An 18,063-nucleotide genomic window follows, 5' to 3' on the forward strand; every position below is an offset into this window, starting at 1 on the left:
CGCTCCATGAGTGACAAGCCCGGTTACCGGCGCCCGCAAGCGGGCACTCAACCTGATTACCTGCACCCGGCCTACCAGTCGACGAACCTGCGTTCGCCGTCCCAGCCGTTGGTGTTCCTGCCCCATTCCCTGTCGGAAATCACCGGCCCGACCATCGGCGCCGAGCGCATCAACGAGAAGGACAACGACCTGACTGCACAGCACGACGGCGAGCCGCAAGGCGAACGCATCATCGTTCATGGCCGCGTGCTGGATGAAAACGGCCTGCCGGTGCCGGGCATCCTCGTGGAAATCTGGCAGGCCAACGCGGCCGGTCGCTACAACCACGCGCGCGACCTGCACGACGCGCCGCTGGACCCGAACTTCACCGGCACCGGGCGTACCGTCACCGATGCCGAGGGCTGGTACCAGTTCCAGACCATCAAGCCCGGCGCCTACCCGTGGGGTAACCACCACAATGCGTGGCGCCCGGCGCATATCCATTTTTCGCTGTTCGGGCCAAGCGTGCTGACGCGCCTGGTCACGCAGATGTATTTCCCTGGCGACCCGCTGCTCGAATACGACCCGATCTACAACTGCGTGCCGGACACGTCGGCCAAGCAACGCCTGATCGCCTCGTTCGACCTGGAAAAAACCATTCCTTCCTATGCCCTCGGCTACCGCTGGGACATCGTCCTGCGCGGCCGCGACGCCACGCCGATGGAGAAATGAGATGACACTCAATGCGACCACGTCCCACACCGTCGGGCCGTATTACCACATCGGCCTGACCTGGCTGAACCGCGAAGCCTTGGATAACGCCGCCACCCTCGGTGAGCGCGTGGCGATCAGCGGGCAAGTAGTGGACGGTAACGGTGATGTCGTCAACGACGCCATGCTGGAAGTCTGGCAGGCCAATGCCGCCGGCAAGTACGACCACCCGGAGGACGAGCAGGATAAAGCGTTGGACCCGAACTTCGAGGGCTTCGGCCGGGTGCCGGTGGATGGCGAAGGGCGCTTCCGCTTTACCACCATCAAGCCGGGCAGCGTGCCGGGGCTGGCGGGCACGACCCAGGCGCCGCACCTGGTGGTGCTGGTGTTTGCCCGTGGCCTGGTGAAGCACTTGCTCACGCGGATCTATTTTGACGGTGAGGCGCTGAATGCCGATGACCCGTTGCTCGTGTGTGTGCCCACCGCGCGGCGCAGTACCTTGATTGCCAAGCCGGATGCGGACGGTGTGCATCAGTGGAATGTGGTGTTGCAGGGGACAGATAAGGAAACGGTGTTCTTCGATTACTGAGTTGGCTTGAAACCTATCGGGAGCAAGCCCCCTCCCACACTTGAATGTATTCACACATCAAAGGTGGGAGGGGGCTTGCCCCCGATGAGGCCGCTTCAGGCAACACCTGTGTAAATCTCTGCATGCGGAACGTGGCTGTTGCAAAGTATGTCTAGGCTATAACCGTTCCCACTGAGTGAAAAAACATGACAACAACAACGAGTCATTACACCGGAGAAGAACGCAGTAAACGGATTTTTGCGATTGTCGGTGCTTCCTCCGGCAACCTCGTCGAATGGTTCGACTTCTACGTCTACGCCTTCTGCGCCATTTACTTCGCCCCGGCGTTTTTCCCGTCGGACGACCCCACGGTCCAACTGCTCAATACCGCCGGCGTGTTCGCCGCCGGGTTCCTGATGCGGCCCATTGGCGGCTGGCTGTTTGGCCGGGTGGCCGATAAGCATGGGCGCAAAAACTCGATGATGATCTCGGTGCTGATGATGTGCGCCGGTTCCCTGGTCATCGCCTTCCTGCCCACCTACAAAGACATCGGCGCCTGGGCCCCGGCGTTGCTGCTGGTGGCGCGGCTGTTCCAGGGCTTGTCGGTGGGCGGCGAATACGGCACCACCGCGACCTACATGAGTGAAGTGGCGCTCAAGGGCCAGCGTGGGTTCTTCGCTTCCTTCCAGTACGTGACTCTGATCGGCGGGCAATTGCTGGCGGTGTTGGTGGTGGTGATCCTGCAACAGATCCTTACCGAAGACGAACTGCGCGCCTGGGGCTGGCGGATTCCGTTCGTGATCGGCGCCATCGCGGCGGTGATCTCCCTGCTGCTGCGTCGCACCCTGAAAGAAACCACCAGCAAGGAAATGCGCGAAGACAAGGACGCCGGCAGCGTCAAAGCGCTGTTCCGTGACCATAAAGCGGCATTTATCACCGTGCTCGGCTACACCGCCGGCGGCTCGCTGATTTTCTACACGTTTACCACCTACATGCAGAAGTACCTGGTGAACACCGCCGGGATGCACGCCAAGACCGCCAGCTACATCATGACCGGCGCGCTGTTCCTCTACATGTGCATGCAGCCGCTGTTCGGCATGCTGGCCGACAAGATCGGTCGGCGTAATTCGATGCTGTGGTTCGGCGCGCTGGGCACCGTGTGTACGGTGCCGATCCTGCTCAGCCTGAAAACCGTCAGCAGTCCGTTCCTGGCGTTTGTGCTGATCACGCTGGCGTTGGCCATCGTCAGTTTCTACACCTCCATCAGCGGCCTGGTGAAGGCGGAAATGTTCCCGCCCCAAGTGCGCGCCCTCGGGGTGGGCCTGGCGTATGCGGTGGCCAACGCGATCTTCGGTGGCTCGGCGGAATACGTGGCCTTGGGCTTGAAGTCCTTGGGCATGGAAAACACTTTTTACTGGTACGTCACCGGCATGATGGCGGTGGCCTTCCTGTTCAGCCTGCGCCTGCCGAAACAGGCGGCGTACCTGCACCACGATCTATAAGGGAGGCGTTATGACTCTGCGCACGAGCAACCAATTGTTCGACGCTTACTTCAGTGCTGACAGCATGGCCGAGGTGTTCTGCGACCAAGGGCGCTTGCAGGGCATGCTGGATTTCGAAGCCGCGCTGGCGCGGGCCGAGGCCCAGGTCGGGTTGATCCCGCAGGCCGCCGTCGCACCGATTGCTCAGGCGTGCCTGGCGTCTCTGTACGACGTGGATGCCCTCGGCGTGGCGATTGCCACGGCGGGCAATTCGGCGATTCCGCTGGTGAAGGCGCTGGGCAAGCTGATTGCCGACGAAGACGCCAGCGCCGAGCGCTATGTGCATTTGGGTGCGACCAGCCAGGATGTGATGGACACCGGCCTGGTGCTACAGCTACGGCGCGCGATGGTGTTGATCGAAGCCGACCTGGCGCGCCTTGGCGATATTCTGGCGGCCCAGGCCCAGCGCTATTCGGCTGTACCGATGGCCGGACGGACCTGGTTGCAGCACGCCACGCCGGTCACCCTCGGCATGAAAATCGCCGGTTGGTTGGGCGCGGTAACCCGCAGTCGCCAGCGTTTGATCGAGCTGAAACCGCGCTTGCTGGTGCTGCAATTCGGCGGCGCCTCCGGCACGCTGGCCGCGCTTGGCGAACAGGCAATGCCGGTTGCCCAAGCGTTGGCGGCGCAGCTGCAACTAACCTTGCCCGAGCAACCCTGGCATACCCAACGTGATCGCTTGGTGGAGTTCGCCAGCGTCCTTGGGTTGATCGCCGGCAGCCTCGGCAAGCTGGGCCGCGATATCAGCCTGCTGATGCAGACCGAGGCGGCGGAAGTGTTCGAGCCGGCGGCGCCCGGCAAAGGCGGCTCGTCGACCATGCCGCACAAGCGCAACCCGGTGGGCGCCGCCGTGCTGATCAGCGCCGCTACTCGCGTGCCTGGCCTGGTGGCGACGCTGTTCAGTGCCATGCCCCAGGAACACGAACGCAGCCTGGGCCTGTGGCATGCCGAATGGGAAACCCTGCCGGAGATTTGCCGGTTGGTCTCTGGCGCATTGCAACAGGCGCTGCTGGTGAGCGCGGGGCTGGAAGTCGACCCTGAGCGCATGGCGCACAACCTCGACCTGACCCAAGGCCTGGTGCTGGCCGAAGCCGTCAGCATTGTGCTCGCTCAACGCCTGGGCCGTGACACCGCGCACCACCTGCTGGAACAGTGCTGCAAACGTGCGGTGGCCGAACAGCGCCATTTGCGCGCAGTCCTCGCCGACGAACCGCAGATCACCGCCGAGTTGTCGGCGGCAGACCTGGACCGCCTGCTCGACCCGGCCCACTACCTGGGCCAGGCCCAAACTTGGGTCACCCGCGCTGTAACCGAACACTTTGCACTGACTGCCTGAGGAGATTGCTGTGGCTTTTGTACAACTCGCCGAGGGCGAACTGCATTACCAACTGGATGGCCCCATCGATGCACCGGTGCTGGTGCTGTCCAATTCGCTGGGCACCGACCTGCATATGTGGGACACCCAGATCGCGGCCTTTGCCGAGCATTTTCGCGTGTTGCGCTTCGATACCCGTGGCCACGGCCAATCCCTGGTGACCGAAGGCCCCTACAGCATCGAGCAACTCGGTCACGACGTGATTGCGCTGCTGGACGCGCTGGACATTCCACGCGCGCATTTCTGCGGGCTGTCCATGGGCGGGTTGATTGGTCAATGGCTGGGGATTAACGCGGGGGATCGTTTGCAGCGCCTGGTGGTGTGCAACACCGCGGCCAAGATCGGCACCTCAGACGTGTGGAACCCGCGTATCGAGATGGTCCTGCGCGACGGCGCGGCCGCGATGGTGGCGCTGCGCGATGCGTCGATTGCGCGCTGGTTCACCGCCGATTTCGCGGCGACCGACCCGGATCAGGCCAAGCGCATTACCGACATGCTCGCGGCCACATCGCCCAAGGGTTACGCGGCCAATTGCGCAGCGGTGCGCGATGCGGACTTCCGTGAGCAACTGTCGGCGATCCAGGTGCCGACCCTGGTGATCGCCGGCACTGAAGACGCCGTCACACCGCCCGCCGACTGCCACTTTATCCAGAGCCATGTGCAGGGGGCCGAGTACGCTGAGTTCTACGCCGCTCACCTGTCCAACGTGCAAGCCGGTGCCGCGTTCAGCGACCGGGTCATTCAATTTCTGCTGGCCCACTGAGGAGTCTTTTGTGGACGAGAAACAACGTTACGTCGATGGCCTGCAAGTGCGCCGCGAAGTGCTGGGCGACGCGCATGTCGACCGCAGCCTGAATGCCTTGACCGAGTTCAACAGCGAGTTCCAGGAAATGATCACCCGCCACGCCTGGGGTGATATCTGGACCCGCCCCGGCCTGCCCAGGCATACCCGCAGCTTGATCACCATCGCCATGCTGATCGGCATGAACCGCAACGAAGAACTCAAATTGCACCTGCGCGCCGCCGCCAGCAATGGCGTGACCCGCGCCGAGATCAAGGAAGTGCTGATGCAAAGCGCGATCTACTGCGGGATACCGGCGGCGAATGCGACCTTTCACCTGGCCGAGTCGGTGTGGGATGAGCTGGGGGTCGAGTCCCGCCAACAGGGCTGACTAACAGGGGGCGGCTTTGCACCGGGTGTTAATGGGAATCAGCGTCCCACACCCAATTCCATACCCCCGGCAGATGCACTTCTTCATTTGCGTCCTTCACCGTGCGGGCCAATGCCGCACGTTCCAGCGCGGTGCGGTCGGTGTAGAACGGCTCGGCAGCGGTCTTCAGGCCGTTGTCCCGGGCACTGTCCATCAGGATCTGCAGGTATTCCTGCAGATGCCGGGCGGTATAGCGGTTGATGTCGTGGAAGGTCACCACCACCGGTATCACGCCGTCCACCGTCGGTAATTGCCCCAAGGCGATGCGTTCGCGCACGACCGACAGCTGTCGGATCAGGTTTGCGCGGCGCCGTGGGCTGGCGTTGAAGCCCCAGATTTTGCCGTCGTTGGCGCTCAGGTCGGTCAACAAGACCTGCATGCCGTGGCGCTGGTAGGCGGCGAAGGTGCGGCGGTCGTAGTTCCAGAAGGGCGGGCGTACCAGCGTCGGCGGCGTGCCGGTGATCGAGGCGATATCCGTCGCGCCCTGGCTGAGGGTACGTTCAAGCTCGGCATCATTCAGCCAGCGATGGTTGGTATGAAACGCCGTGGCCGTATGAAACGCCAGCACATGCCCGCCCGCGAACTCACGCTCCATGGTCTTGCGGCCCCGCGCGCTGCCACCAGAGCGGCTGGCTTCGGTCTGTAAAAAGAACACCGCCTTGATGCCCGGCAATACCGGGTTGTTCGCCAGATCGGCAATCACCGAGCGGCTCGGGTTGTTGTACCCCGACGCACTGGGACCGTCATCGAAGGTCAGCAGAAAGCGGATCGGCGCCTGGTTTTGCAGGCGTTGCTCGGTCTGTGGGGTCAGTGCAATGGGCGCGCTGATGCAGCCGCTGAGGCTCAAGGCGAGGGCAAGCAAGGCGGATGCAATGGGGAAGGATTTCATGATGGGTGCCGGACTCGTCTGGAGGCCGCCGCTGAGTCAGCTCAGCAGCGGCAGGCGCGCACCATACCGCAACTGCGGTGACGGATTACAGCAGACTGATCGGGTAGCTGACGATCAACCGGTTTTCATCGAACTCATTGTTGCTGTAGTCGCGCCTCATGCTGGAATTGCGCAAGCGCAGCGAGAGGTTTTTCAGCGCGCCGCTTTGCAGCGTGTAGCTCAATTCGCTTTCGCGGCCCCACTCCTTGCCGTCGGTGATGGTGCCGGTATGCACGTTGCTACCGCTGATATAGCGGTTCATCAAGGTCAGGCCCGGGACGCCGAGGGCGGCGAAGTTATAGTCGTGACGTACTTGCCAGGATTTCTCCTCGGCGTTGTCGTAGCTGGAGTTGTAACTATCGTTGGCCAGGGTGCCGCCGCTGGTGCCGTTGACGCGCATCCAGGCGCTGTTGCCGGTGAGTTTTTGCAGGCCGACGTAGAAGGTGTTGCCGCCGTACTTGGCCGAGAACAGGCCGGACCAGGTTTTGTTGTCCAGCTCGCCTGCGCGGGCGCTGCCGTCGTCCTTGCCATAGAAGAACCCGAGGTTGGCGCCCAGGGTCCAGTCGCCCACGGGCTGGCTGTGGATCAGGTTGACGAACTGCTGGCTGTAGATGTCCTTGAGCTGGGCATTCCACAGGCCGATCTGGGTGCGTTTGTCATTGAACGCGTATTCAGCGCCCTGGAAGTTGAAGCGGTCAGAGGTGAAGGCTGCTTTGCCGAACATCGACATGTCCGACATGCTGCTGTCGTCCCGCGGGCTGTTGGCGCGGAACTGGCCGCCGTAGAGCGTCAGGCCGTCGATTTCCTTCGAGGTGATCTGCCCGCCGCGCAGGGTTTGCGGCAGGGAACGGCCGTCGTCGGCACGCAGGATCGGCAACGCAGGCATCCATTCGCCGACCTTCAGTTCTGTCTTCGAAATCCGCGTCTTGAACGCCACACCCAGGCGCCCGAAATTGTCGGCGGGGCGGCCATCGTGGTCCAGCGGCAATAACTGTGTACCGCCGGTGCCGCGCCCGCCATCAAGCTTGAGCGAGTACATCCCCAGGACATCCACGCCAAACCCCACGGTGCCTTGGGTGAAGCCGGACTTGGCATCGAGGATGAAGCTTTGCGTCCACTCCTGCGCGCCGCCCTGGGCTTTGGTCGGGTTGGTGAAGTTACGGTTGATGAAAAAATTGCGCAGGTTGAGGTTGGCGCTGGCGTCTTCCAGGAAGCCGTGTTCTTCGGCGACGACGGGAAGTGCAAGGCTGGCGACTGCGGTGGCCAGCAATAGCTGGCGAGGGTGAAAAGTGCTCATGGCGTTGGACCTGTTGTTATTGGGGTTATGCAGGTGGCGGCCATGGTGCGGGGCAGTGTGGGGGGGGTTCAATCGGGGGAGGGCGGGTTTTGGGCGATGATCGAACGCAAGTTGTCTTGGTTCGATGGGTACAGGTCAGGCATAAAAAAACCGCTTCCGGTGAGGGAAGCGGTTTGGTTTACAGCGCTGCTGTCAGAACAATTTCAGTTCAGGCGCTTTTTCTTTCAACGGTTCGTTCTTCGCCGTCTGTTCATTCCAGCCACCACCGAGGGCCTTGTACAGGGTGACCTCGCTGGTCAACTGCGCCAGGCGGTCGGTGATCAGCGATTGCTGGGCACTGAACAGTTGGCGCTGGGCGTCGAGGAACGTCAGGTTGCTGTCGACGCCAATGCGGTAGCGACGCTCGGCCAGGCGGTAGTAATCCTGGTTGGCTGCGACGAAACCGCGTTGGGCCTCCAACTGCTCCTTGTAGGTCTCACGTGCGGCGAGGCCGTCGGAAACTTCCTGGAAGCCGGTCTGGATGGCCTTCTCATAGTTGGCCACGTTGATCTCTTTCTGGATCTTCGAGTAGTCCAGGCTGGCGCGCAGGCTACCGGCGTTGAAGATCGGGATGTTGATCTGCGGGGCGAACGACCAGGTGCCCGAGCCGCCTTTGAACAGGCCGCCCAGGTCCGGGCTCATGGTGCCGGCGTTGGCCGTCAGGCTGATGCTCGGGAAGAACGCTGCACGGGCTGCGCCGATGTTGGCGTTGGCCGCCTTGAGGTTGTACTCGGCCTGCAAGATGTCGGGACGACGTTGCAACAGGTCCGATGGCAACCCGGCCGGCACTTCGCTGAGCAGGTCATCCGACAGCGGTTTGCTGGCGATATTCGCCGGCAGGCCCGTGCCGAGCAGCAGGGTCAGGCTGTTTTCGTCCTGGGCCACCTGGCGCTTATAACGCGCCAGGGACACCCGGGCGTTTTCCACCGAGGTGCGCGCCTGGCTCAGGTCGAGGGCCGAGGCCACGCCGACTTCGTTGCTGCGCGAGGTGAGCTTGTAGCTCTGCTCGTATGCGCCCAGGGTTTCCTGGGTCAGCTTGAGCAGTTCCTTGTCGGACTGCCAGGTCAGATAGGCGGTAGCCACACTGGCCACCAGGCTGATCTGGGTACTGCGCCGCGCTTCTTCGGTCGCGAAGTATTTCTGCAGCGCTTCCTCGCTCAGGCTGCGTACACGGCCAAACAGGTCCAGCTCATAGGAGCTGATACCCAGGGTAGCCGAGTACGAACTGCTGATGCTCTCTTTACCGGTCTGCGACGAGCGTGCCGGCACGCGCTGGCGGCTGCCGCTGCCAGTAGCCGACACGGCCGGGAACAGGTCGGCGCGCTGGATGTTGTACTGCGCCGCGTAGGCATCGATGTTCAAGGCTGCGACGCGCAGGTCGCGGTTGTTCTCCAGCGCGGTCTGGATCAGCTGTTGCAGGGCCGGGTCATGGAAAAACTGCTTCCAGCCCTGTTCTGCCGCAGCCTGGCTCGGTGCCTGGGTCGGCGAATACGCCGGGCCCTGCGGGAACTGCGCGGCCACCGGCGCTTCGGGACGCTGATAGTCAGGTATCAGCGAGCAGCCACTGAGCACGAATGCCGTGACGGCTAAGGAAAGTAGCGACTTGCTCATTGGCCAGCCTCTTTAGGAGTTTGCTTGGGTTCAGTCTTTTTACGTTCGCCCATGGCGGACACGGTTGCGAAGAACAGTGGCACCCAGAAGATCGCCAGGACCGTGGCCGTGATCATACCGCCAATAACGCCGGTACCGATCGCATGCTGGCTGCCTGAGCCGGCGCCGGAAGAGATCGCCAGCGGCAATACGCCGAGGATGAACGCCATGGACGTCATGATGATCGGTCGCAGACGCATGCGCGACGCTTCGATCGCCGACTCGACAATGCCTTTGCCTTGTTCGTGAAGCTCTTTGGCGAACTCCACGATCAGGATGGCGTTCTTCGCCGCCAGGCCCACCGTCACCAGCAAGCCCACTTGGAAGAACACGTCGTTGGACAAGCCGCGCAGGCTGGTGGCAATCAACGCACCCACCACACCCAACGGTACGACGAGTACCACCGCGATCGGAATCGACCAGCTTTCGTACAGCGCCGCGAGACAGAGGAACACCACCAGCAGCGACAAGGCGTACAGCGCAGGTGCCTGGGAGCCGGACAGACGTTCTTCATACGACAGGCCCGTCCAGGCGTAGCCGACACCCGCCGGCAATTGCTTGGCGATGTGTTCGACTTCGTTCATGGCTTCACCGGTACTGTAGCCCGGTGCCGGGGTACCGAGGATTTCCATCGCGGCCACACCGTTATAGCGCGAGAGTTTCGGCGAACCGAAGATCCACTTGCCCGAAGCGATGGCCGACAACGGCACCATCTTCCCGGAGTCGCTGCGCACGAACCATTTGTTCAGGTCTTCAGGGGACATCCGGCTGGCGGCGTCACCCTGCACGTACACCTTCTTCACTCGACCACGGTCGATGAAGTCGTTGACGTAGCTGCCACCCAGGGCGATGGCCAGGGTCTGGTTGATGTTCGACAGCGTGATGCCTTGGGCGCTGGCTTTTTCGTCGTCGACGGTGAGCTCGTACTGCGGCTCATCGTTCACGCCATTGGGGCGCACACCGGCGAGGATCTTGCTCTGGGCGGCCATGCCTAGGAACTGGTTGCGCGCAGCCATCAACTTCTCATGGCCGACGCCGCCTTGGTCCTGCAGGAACACGTCGAAACCGGTCGCGTTACCCAACTCCAATACAGACGGTGGCACGATGGCAAACACCATGGCGTCCTGGAACGTCTGCATGAAGTAACCTTGGGCGCGCTTGGCGATCTCGAACACCGAGGTGGAAGCATCACGCTCATCCCACGGTTTGAGCATCACGAATGCCAGGCCCGAGCTTTGACCACGACCCGCGAAGTTGAAGCCGTTTACGGTAAAGACCGATTTCACGCCCTTGCCTTCGCCGGGTTCGCCTTCCTTGTCTTTGAGCAGGAAGATACGCATGTCGTCGATGACTTTCTGCGTGCGCTCGGCCGTTGAGCCGACCGGCGTCTGCACCTGGGCAAAGATCACGCCCTGGTCTTCATCGGGCAAGAACGCTGCCGGGATCCGCATGAACAACCAGATCATGCCGGCAAAGATCAGCACGTAAACGAGGAACGCCGGGATCTTGTGCCTGATCATGTTCCCCACCCCGCGCTCGTAGCTCAGTACGCTACGGTCGAAGGTGCGGTTGAACCAGCCAAAGAAACCACGCTTAGGTTGGCCGTGCTTCTCGGGGTCGATCGGCTTGAGCATGGTGGCGCACAAGGCCGGGGTGAAGATCAGTGCAACCAGTACCGACAACGCCATGGCTGAAACGATGGTGATGGAGAACTGTTTGTAGATCACACCGGTGGAGCCGCCGAAAAACGCCATCGGCAACAGTACGGCCGACAGCACCAGGGCAATACCCACCAGGGCGCCCTGGATCTGGCCCATGGACTTGACCGTCGCCTCTTTCGGCGACAGGTGCTCCTCGGCCATTACCCGCTCGACGTTTTCCACCACCACGATGGCGTCGTCCACCAGCAAGCCGATGGCCAGGATCATGCCGAACATGGTCAGGGTGTTGATGGTGAAGCCGAACGCGGCCAGGATCCCGAAGGTACCCAGCAATACCACCGGTACGGTCATGGTGGTGATGATGGTGGCGCGAAAGTTCTGCAGGAACAGGAACATCACCAGGAACACCAGCACGATCGCCTCGACCAGGGTGTGTACCACACCGGAAATCGATTCGGTCACCACTGGGGTGGTGTCATACGGCACCACCGCCTTCATGCCTGGCGGGAAGAACGGTTCCAGGGACGCGACCGTGGCACGGATGGCCTTGGCGGTGTCCAGGGCGTTGGCGCCGGCAGCCAGCTTGATCGCCATACCGGACGCCGGGTTGCCGTTGAACTGCGCCGCGATGCTGTAGGTCTGGCCGCCCAGTTCGATACGCGCGACGTCCTTCAAGCGAACCTGTGAACCGTCGGTGTTGACCTTCATCAGGATATTGCCGAACTGCTCAGTGGTCTGCAGGCGGGTCTTACCGATGATGGTCGCGTTCAATTGGGTGCCGGGCAGGGCAGGCAGGCCGCCCAACTGGCCGGTGGCCACCTGTACGTTCTGTGCCGAGATCGCGGTGCTGACGTCTACTGGGGTCAACTGGTAGTTGTTCAGCTTGGCCGGGTCGAGCCAGATACGCATGGCGTACTGCGAACCAAATACCTGGAAGTCACCTACACCCGCAGTACGGGAAATCGGGTCCTGGATGTTGGACACGATGTAGTTGGACAGGTCGTCCTTGGTCATGCTGCCGTCTTCCGACACCAGACCAATCACCATCAGGAAGTTCTTCACCGACTTGGTCACGCGGATACCCTGCTGCTGCACTTCTTGCGGCAGCAGTGGGGTCGCCAGGTTCAGCTTGTTCTGTACCTGGACCTGGGCGATGTCCGGGTTGGTACCCTGGTTAAATGTCACGGTGATGGTCATGCTGCCGTCGGAGTTACTGTCCGATGACACATAACGCAAGTTGTCGATACCGTTGAGCTGTTGTTCGATCACCTGCACCACGGTGTCCTGCACGGTCTGTGCGGATGCGCCTGGGTAGGTCACCTGAATATCGATGGCGGTTGGCGCAATGGCCGGGTACTGGTTGATGGGCAATTTCAGGATCGAGAGTGCCCCGACCAGCATGATCACCAGGGCAATTACCCAGGCGAAAATGGGACGGTCGATAAAAAATTTCGACATGGATTACTCCCCTTTGCCAGCAGCGGCAGCAGGAGCAGCAGTACCGGCGGGCTTGGCGTTGTCAGCCTCCTTAACCTTGACCAGAGCGCCCGGCTTGACGTACTGCAAGCCTTCGGTAATCACACGGTCGCCGGGGTTCAAACCCTTTTCCACCAGCCAGTAGGCGCCGGCGGTACGGTTGGCCACCAATTCACGTTGCTCGACCTTGTTGTCGGCGTTGACGATCAGCGCCGTCGGGGTGCCCTTGAGGTCACGGGTCACGCCTTGCTGTGGCGCCAGGATAGCCTTGCTGTTCACGCCGGCTTGCAACTGGGCGTGTACGAACATGCCGGGCAGCAGGGTGTGATCAGGGTTGGGGAACACGGCGCGCAGGGTGACCGAACCGGTGGTCTGGTCAACCGACACTTCGGAGAACTCCAGCTTGCCTTCCAGGCCATAGTTGCTGCCGTCTTCCAGCGTCAGCTTGACCTTGGCGGCGTTGGCGCCGGCTTTCTCCAGTTGGCCGCTTTCCAGGTCGCGGCGCAGTTTCAGCATTTCAGCCGAAGACTGTGTGACGTCGACGTAGATCGGGTCCAATTGCTGGATCACCGCCATGGCATCGGTCTGGCCATTGCTGACCAGCGCGCCTTCGGTGACCGAGGAACGCCCGATACGCCCGGAGATCGGCGCGAACACTTTGGTGTAGCGCACGTTGATCTGGGCGGTTTGCACATTGGCTTCGGCGGTCATGCGGTTGGCTACGGCAGTGTCGTATTCCTGACGACTGACGGCTTGCTCATCGACCAACTGCTTGTAGCGGTCGGAGATCGACTTGGTCTGGGACAGGCTGGCCTGCGCGCTCTTCAGGGTGGCCTCATAGACCGACGGATCGATCTGATAGAGCTGCTGGCCTTCCTTCACATCCCCGCCTTCCTTGAACAGGCGCTTGAGGATGATGCCATTGACCTGCGGACGGACTTCCGCGATGCGGTAGGCGGTGGTGCGGCCTGGCAGCTCGGACGTCAGGGTAAAGGCTTGCGGTTGAAGGGTGACCACGCCGACCAGAGGAGTTTGAGCGGGCGGAGCCGCTTCTTCCTTTTTACATCCGCTGAGCAGCGATGCCAGGGCGACGGCAGTGACCAGAGCGGTAACAGCTGGCTTAAGTTGCATGAAGATCCTCGGGTCAGGCGCGCAGGGTGCGCACAAGAAGTGTGGAAGGGTAAAAAACAAGCTGTGAGTAGATAAGTAGCTTGCTACGCAATATACTTACGTTCATGGTTGTTTGTAAACTCTTGACAGGCTTCGCGGACTGGCGACAAAGCACCGCGCCAAGTCGCGATTTTAGTACGTTCGGCGCCCATGACGGTGTCGTCCCACAATTATTCAGATGGTCGTTACCGCCTATTAAAGCAGCGTTACCGATAGTCCCACATGTTTTGATTGAGGTTTTATTGCCATGGTCCGTCGCACCAAAGAGGAAGCTCAGGAAACGCGCAGCCAAATTCTCGACGCCGCTGAGCAGGCCTTTTATGAGCGCGGTGTCGCGCGGACCACGCTGGCGGACATTGCCGGGCGGGCGGGCGTAACGCGTGGCGCCATCTACTGGCACTTCAGCAATAAGTCCGACCTGTTGCAGGCATTGCTCGACACCCTGCACGAACCCCTGGACGAGCTGGCCAGGGCCAGTGAAAGCGAGGATGAAGTCGACCCGCTGGGGTGCATGCGCAAGCTGTTGATTCATCTTTTTCATCAAGTGGTCCTGGACCCGAAAACCCGGCGCATCAACGAGATCCTGTTTCATAAGTGCGAGTTCACCGATGAAATGTGTGACATGCGTCGCCAGCGCCAGACCCACAGCCTGGAGTGCAACCTGCGTATCAGCCTGACCTTGCGTAATGCGGTTAATCGCGGGCAACTTCCGGAAAACCTCGACACCACGCGCGCAGCGGCGTGCATTCATGCCTACATCAATGGCTTGCTGAGCCAGTGGCTGCTGGTACCGGACAGTTTTGAGCTGCACCAGGATGCCGAGCGTTGGGTCGATGCAGGGCTGGATATGCTGCGCTTGAGCCCTAGCCTGCGCAATTAAGTCAAAATGTGTAATTGCATCAAATTGTGTCAACAGTAAAGCCTAAAGGCGGGCAATCGTCCTGCTGATTTATTGGTGGGAGGACTTTATATACGCGCTGGCGGGTGGTTGAAAGATAGCCGCCTAAGTATTTTGTAGCGATTTTGTTGCAAGGCTGTGAAGAAGTGTTTACTGGCCTCTATGAAAAAGCCCCGGTTCTTGCGAGTCGGGGCTTTTTCGTTTCAGCACGTTACATCACAGCGCCAGGCTCGGGTAGTCGATGTAACCGACCGGGCCTTTGGCGTAGAAGGTTTCCGGGTGCGCGTGGTTCAGCGGCGCATCGGCTTTCAAACGCGCCGGCAGGTCCGGGTTGGCAATGAACGGTACGCCAAAGGCCACCGCATCCGCCTTGCCCGAGGCCAGCCAGGCGTTGGCGCTGTCCTTGGTAAAGCGTTCGTTGGCGATGTACACGCCGCCGAAGGCTTCTTTCAATTGCGGGCCGAGGCTGTCAGCGCCTTCCTTTTCACGCGAGCAGATAAAGGCGATGCCACGTTTGCCCAGTTCGCGGGCGACGTAGGTGAAGGTGTGCGCCAGGTTGTCGTCACCCATGTCGTGGGAGTCGGCACGCGGTGCCAGGTGTACGCCCACGCGGCCGGCGCCCCAGACGTCGATGGCGGCGTCGGTCACTTCCAGCAGCAGGCGCGCGCGGTTTTCCAGGGAGCCACCGTAGTTGTCGGTGCGATGGTTGGTGCTGCTTTGCAGGAACTGGTCGAGCAGGTAGCCATTGGCACCGTGGATTTCCACGCCGTCGAAGCCGGCGGCCTTGGCGTTCTCGGCGCCGGTGCGGTAGGCGTCGACGATGTCGGCGATTTCAGCGGTTTCCAGGGCGCGTGGCGTCGGGTAGTCGGCCAGCGGGCGCACCAGGCTGACGTGGCCTTTAGGTTGGATCGCGCTCGGCGCCACCGGGGTTTCGCCGTTCAGGTACGACGGATGGGAAATCCGGCCGACGTGCCACAGTTGCAGGAAGATCTTGCCGCCCGCCCCGTGAACCGCCTTGGTCACATTGGCCCAGCCGCGTACCTGATCGTTGGACCAGATGCCCGGGGTGTCCGGGTAGCCCACGCCCAGCGGTGTCACGGACGTGGCTTCGCTGAGGATCAGCCCGGCGGAGGCGCGTTGTACGTAGTACTCGGCCATCATCGCATTGGGCACGCGACCGGCGTCGGCACGGCAGCGGGTCAGCGGCGCCATGATGATGCGGTTCGACAGTTGCAGGTCGCCCAGTTTGATCGGATCGAAAATAGTCGTCATGGGATAACACCCTTCTCTTTAAGTTGATCAGTGGGTCACAGGGGCCAGGTCGGCATCGCCGCCCTGACGGAAAGTAATCAGGGTCACCAGCAGCGCGAGGATCGCCAGGGCCGCTGCGGCCAGGGGCACGCTGGTCAGGCCGAAACCGTGGGCGATCACGCTGCCGCCGATCCAGGCACCGAGGGCGTTGCCGATGTTGAAGGCGCCGATGTTCAAGGTGGACACCAGGTTCGGCGCAGCCTTGCCGAAGGTCACCACGTTGATCTGCAGCGCGGGCACGGCGGCAAACGAGGCGGTGGCCCACAGGAACAGGGTGATCTCGGTTGGGATCAGCGCGATGCTGGTCCAGGTCAGCGCGGTGGAGACCACCGCCATGCTGATGAACACGCCGATCAGGGTGGCGGCCAGGCGTTTATCCGCCAACTTGCCGCCGATGATGTTGCCCACGGTGAGGCCCAGGCCGATCAGCAGCAGGGTCCAGGTAACGCCTTTGGGCGACACGCCAGTGACGTCACCCAGCAGCGGCGCCACATACGTGAAGAGGGTGAACATGGACGCGGCGAACAGCGCGGTCATGCTCAGCGACAACCAGATGCCGGCGCCCTTGAGGGCGGCCAGTTCGGCGCGCATGTCGAGTTTTTCTTCATCGCGCTTGGCCGGCAGGAAGCGGATCAGGCCGATCAAAGCGATCACGCCGATCACGGTCACCGCCCAGAAGGTCGAGCGCCAGCCGGCTTCCTGGCCCAGCGCGGTACCCAAGGGCACGCCCAGTACGTTGGCCAGGGTCAGACCGGTGAACATCAAGGCCACGGCGGACGCACGCTTGTTGGCGGGCACCAGGTTGGCGGCGACCACCGAACCGATGCCGAAGAACGCCCCGTGGCACAGCGCCGTGACCACGCGGGCAACCATCAGCACGTTGTAGTCGCTGGCCAGGGCGCAGAGCAGGTTGCCGATAATGAAGATGCCCATCAACGCGACCAGCGCGGCCTTGCGTGGCAGCCTGGCGGTGGCCAGTGCCATGAACGGCGCGCCGATGGCCACGCCGAGGGCGTAGCCGGTCACCAGCCAGCCGGCGCCGGGAATCGACACGCCCAAGTCCGCCGCCACATCGGGCAGCAAGCCCATGATGACGAACTCGGTGGTGCCGATGGCGAAGGCGCTCAGGGCCAGGATGAGGAGCGAGAGGGGCATGTGCGTGTCCTTGTTACAGTGGGGCGCGGATTTCAGGACTGAGCTCAGTGATGAGCGCAGTGAGGAAGGCCTGGATCGTTTCCTCGTTGCGTTTGAAAAAGTGCCACTGCCCGGCCTTCTGGCTGCTGATCAATCCCGCCCGTTGCAAGGTGGCCAGGTGGGCCGATACGGTCGACTGGGACAAGCCGCAGCGCTGGTCGATCTGCCCGGCGCAGATGCCGTATTCGTGGTTGTGCAGTTGCTCGGGGAACTGCACTTTCGGGTCTTTCAGCCAAGTGAGAATGTCTCGCCGTACTGGGTGCGCCAGGGCTTTTATTATTTCGTCGAGGTCGATGGACATGGCAGTTGCTCGGTGTCGTAAAGCGTTATATCGCGATGAGGCGAACTTTAAATCGGCGTATCCCGATATACCAATATGATTTTGATCTGATGTCAGGCCAAATCGGTATATCGGGTTATAACGATATGTTGGCGGCAGTGATAGACTGCACACCATGAATTATCTCGCACATCTGCACCTGGGCGGCCAACTTCCTGCGCAACTGCTGGGTAGCCTGTATGGCGACTTCGTCAAAGGCCGCCTGCAGGGCCAGTTCAGCCCGCCCATCGAAGCGGCCATCCAGGTGCACCGCTCAATCGACCGCTTCACCGACAGCCATCCGCTGGTCGGTGAAGCGCTGTCGCGCTTCAGCCTGACCCGCCGGCGCTATGCCGGGATCGTCCTCGATGTGTTTTTCGATCACTGCCTGGCGCGGGATTGGCAGCGCTATGCCGACCAGCCTCTGGAGCATTTCACTTCACAGGTGTACCGCGTGCTCGCGGCTGAGCCGCAACTGCCGGGGCGCCTGGCGCAGATTGCACCGTATATGGCGGCAGATGATTGGCTGGGCTCATACCGCGAGTTTGGGGTGATGGAGCCGGTGTTGCGGGGGATCTCGCGGCGGTTGACGCAGCCTGACGCGCTGGGCCATGCGATGCAGGAATTGCGCACGTTATACGAGCCGCTGAGTGAAGACTTCCGGCTGTTCTATCCAGAGTTGCAAAAATTTGCACACGCTCAACTGACCACTGAGATCTAACGGAGATCTAAATG

Annotated in this window: 16 protein-coding genes; 8 read left to right on the plus strand and 8 right to left on the minus strand. The window is 61.7% G+C overall.

The genetic code is table 11. From position 1 onward, the window contains the following. The first annotated feature begins 6 nt into the window (after positions 1-6). From pcaH to pcaC, 6 genes are all read left to right on the plus strand, one after another. Positions 7-711: a protocatechuate 3,4-dioxygenase subunit beta gene (gene pcaH, locus P3S72_RS08045; protein WP_276196905.1), complete on the plus strand. Its 705-nt coding sequence runs from the start codon at positions 7-9 to the stop codon at positions 709-711. A gap of 1 nt (position 712) precedes the next feature. After that, a complete protein-coding gene (gene pcaG / locus P3S72_RS08050; RefSeq protein ID WP_276196906.1) occupies positions 713-1,279 on the plus strand; it encodes a protocatechuate 3,4-dioxygenase subunit alpha in 567 nt (188 codons plus the stop codon). 185 nt (positions 1,280-1,464) lie between these two features. Continuing rightward, positions 1,465-2,760 (plus strand): MFS family transporter, encoded by a 1,296-nt coding sequence (locus P3S72_RS08055; RefSeq protein WP_247399555.1) that lies wholly within the window; start codon positions 1,465-1,467, stop codon positions 2,758-2,760. 10 nt (positions 2,761-2,770) lie between these two features. After that, positions 2,771-4,135, plus strand: a complete 1,365-nt coding sequence (locus P3S72_RS08060) for a 3-carboxy-cis,cis-muconate cycloisomerase (RefSeq protein ID WP_247399558.1) — start codon at positions 2,771-2,773, stop codon at positions 4,133-4,135. Between the two features lie 10 nt (positions 4,136-4,145). Next, entirely contained in the window at positions 4,146-4,937 is a 792-nt protein-coding gene (gene pcaD, locus P3S72_RS08065; RefSeq protein WP_276196907.1) for a 3-oxoadipate enol-lactonase, read from the plus strand. 10 nt (positions 4,938-4,947) lie between these two features. Further along, the gene (pcaC, locus tag P3S72_RS08070) at positions 4,948-5,346 is read left to right on the plus strand and encodes a 4-carboxymuconolactone decarboxylase (RefSeq protein WP_276196908.1); all 399 of its coding nucleotides are present in this window, start codon (positions 4,948-4,950) and stop codon (positions 5,344-5,346) included. A 28-nt stretch (positions 5,347-5,374) separates the two neighbouring features. Here the strand turns inward: pcaC and P3S72_RS08075 are convergent, their stop codons facing one another. The 5 genes from P3S72_RS08075 to P3S72_RS08095 all read right to left on the minus strand — a co-directional run bounded on the left by P3S72_RS08075 (position 5,375) and on the right by P3S72_RS08095 (position 13,567). Further along, the gene (locus tag P3S72_RS08075; RefSeq protein WP_276196909.1) at positions 5,375-6,274 is read right to left on the minus strand and encodes a polysaccharide deacetylase family protein; all 900 of its coding nucleotides are present in this window, start codon (positions 6,272-6,274) and stop codon (positions 5,375-5,377) included. Between the two features lie 85 nt (positions 6,275-6,359). Further along, positions 6,360-7,610: an OprD family porin gene (locus P3S72_RS08080; protein WP_276196910.1), complete on the minus strand. Its 1,251-nt coding sequence runs from the start codon at positions 7,608-7,610 to the stop codon at positions 6,360-6,362. Positions 7,611-7,802: 192 nt separating this feature from the next. Continuing rightward, positions 7,803-9,260, minus strand: a complete 1,458-nt coding sequence (gene adeC / locus P3S72_RS08085; RefSeq protein ID WP_276196911.1) for an AdeC/AdeK/OprM family multidrug efflux complex outer membrane factor — start codon at positions 9,258-9,260, stop codon at positions 7,803-7,805. After that, positions 9,257-12,418, minus strand: a complete 3,162-nt coding sequence (locus tag P3S72_RS08090; RefSeq protein ID WP_276196912.1) for an efflux RND transporter permease subunit — start codon at positions 12,416-12,418, stop codon at positions 9,257-9,259. The genes adeC and P3S72_RS08090 overlap by 4 nt, the downstream gene beginning before the upstream one ends. Before the next feature lie 3 nt (positions 12,419-12,421). Further along, positions 12,422-13,567, minus strand: coding sequence for an efflux RND transporter periplasmic adaptor subunit (locus tag P3S72_RS08095; protein WP_276196913.1), 1,146 nt, complete (start codon positions 13,565-13,567; stop codon positions 12,422-12,424). A gap of 286 nt (positions 13,568-13,853) precedes the next feature. On the opposite strand from P3S72_RS08095, the gene P3S72_RS08100 reads away from it, so the two are divergent. Then, positions 13,854-14,486: a TetR family transcriptional regulator gene (locus P3S72_RS08100; RefSeq protein ID WP_276196914.1), complete on the plus strand. Its 633-nt coding sequence runs from the start codon at positions 13,854-13,856 to the stop codon at positions 14,484-14,486. 234 nt (positions 14,487-14,720) lie between these two features. On the opposite strand, the gene P3S72_RS08105 is transcribed toward P3S72_RS08100, so the two are convergent. From P3S72_RS08105 to P3S72_RS08115, 3 genes are read right to left on the minus strand one after another with little or no spacing between them, the layout of a single operon-like run. Continuing rightward, entirely contained in the window at positions 14,721-15,776 is a 1,056-nt protein-coding gene (locus P3S72_RS08105; protein WP_276196915.1) for an alkene reductase, read from the minus strand. A 27-nt stretch (positions 15,777-15,803) separates the two neighbouring features. Next, positions 15,804-16,970: an MFS transporter gene (locus P3S72_RS08110; protein ID WP_276196916.1), complete on the minus strand. Its 1,167-nt coding sequence runs from the start codon at positions 16,968-16,970 to the stop codon at positions 15,804-15,806. A gap of 13 nt (positions 16,971-16,983) precedes the next feature. Next, positions 16,984-17,310: a helix-turn-helix transcriptional regulator gene (locus P3S72_RS08115; protein WP_276196917.1), complete on the minus strand. Its 327-nt coding sequence runs from the start codon at positions 17,308-17,310 to the stop codon at positions 16,984-16,986. A gap of 154 nt (positions 17,311-17,464) precedes the next feature. Here P3S72_RS08115 and P3S72_RS08120 point away from each other — a divergent pair, with 154 nt between their 5' ends. Continuing rightward, on the plus strand, positions 17,465-18,049 hold the full coding sequence (locus P3S72_RS08120; protein ID WP_276196918.1) for an ACP phosphodiesterase: 585 nt from the start codon (positions 17,465-17,467) through the stop codon (positions 18,047-18,049). Positions 18,050-18,063 lie beyond the last annotated feature (14 nt).

The sequence above is a fragment of the Pseudomonas sp. D3 genome (genome assembly GCF_029320995.1).
GTDB lineage: Bacteria > Pseudomonadota > Gammaproteobacteria > Pseudomonadales > Pseudomonadaceae > Aquipseudomonas > Aquipseudomonas paraveronii.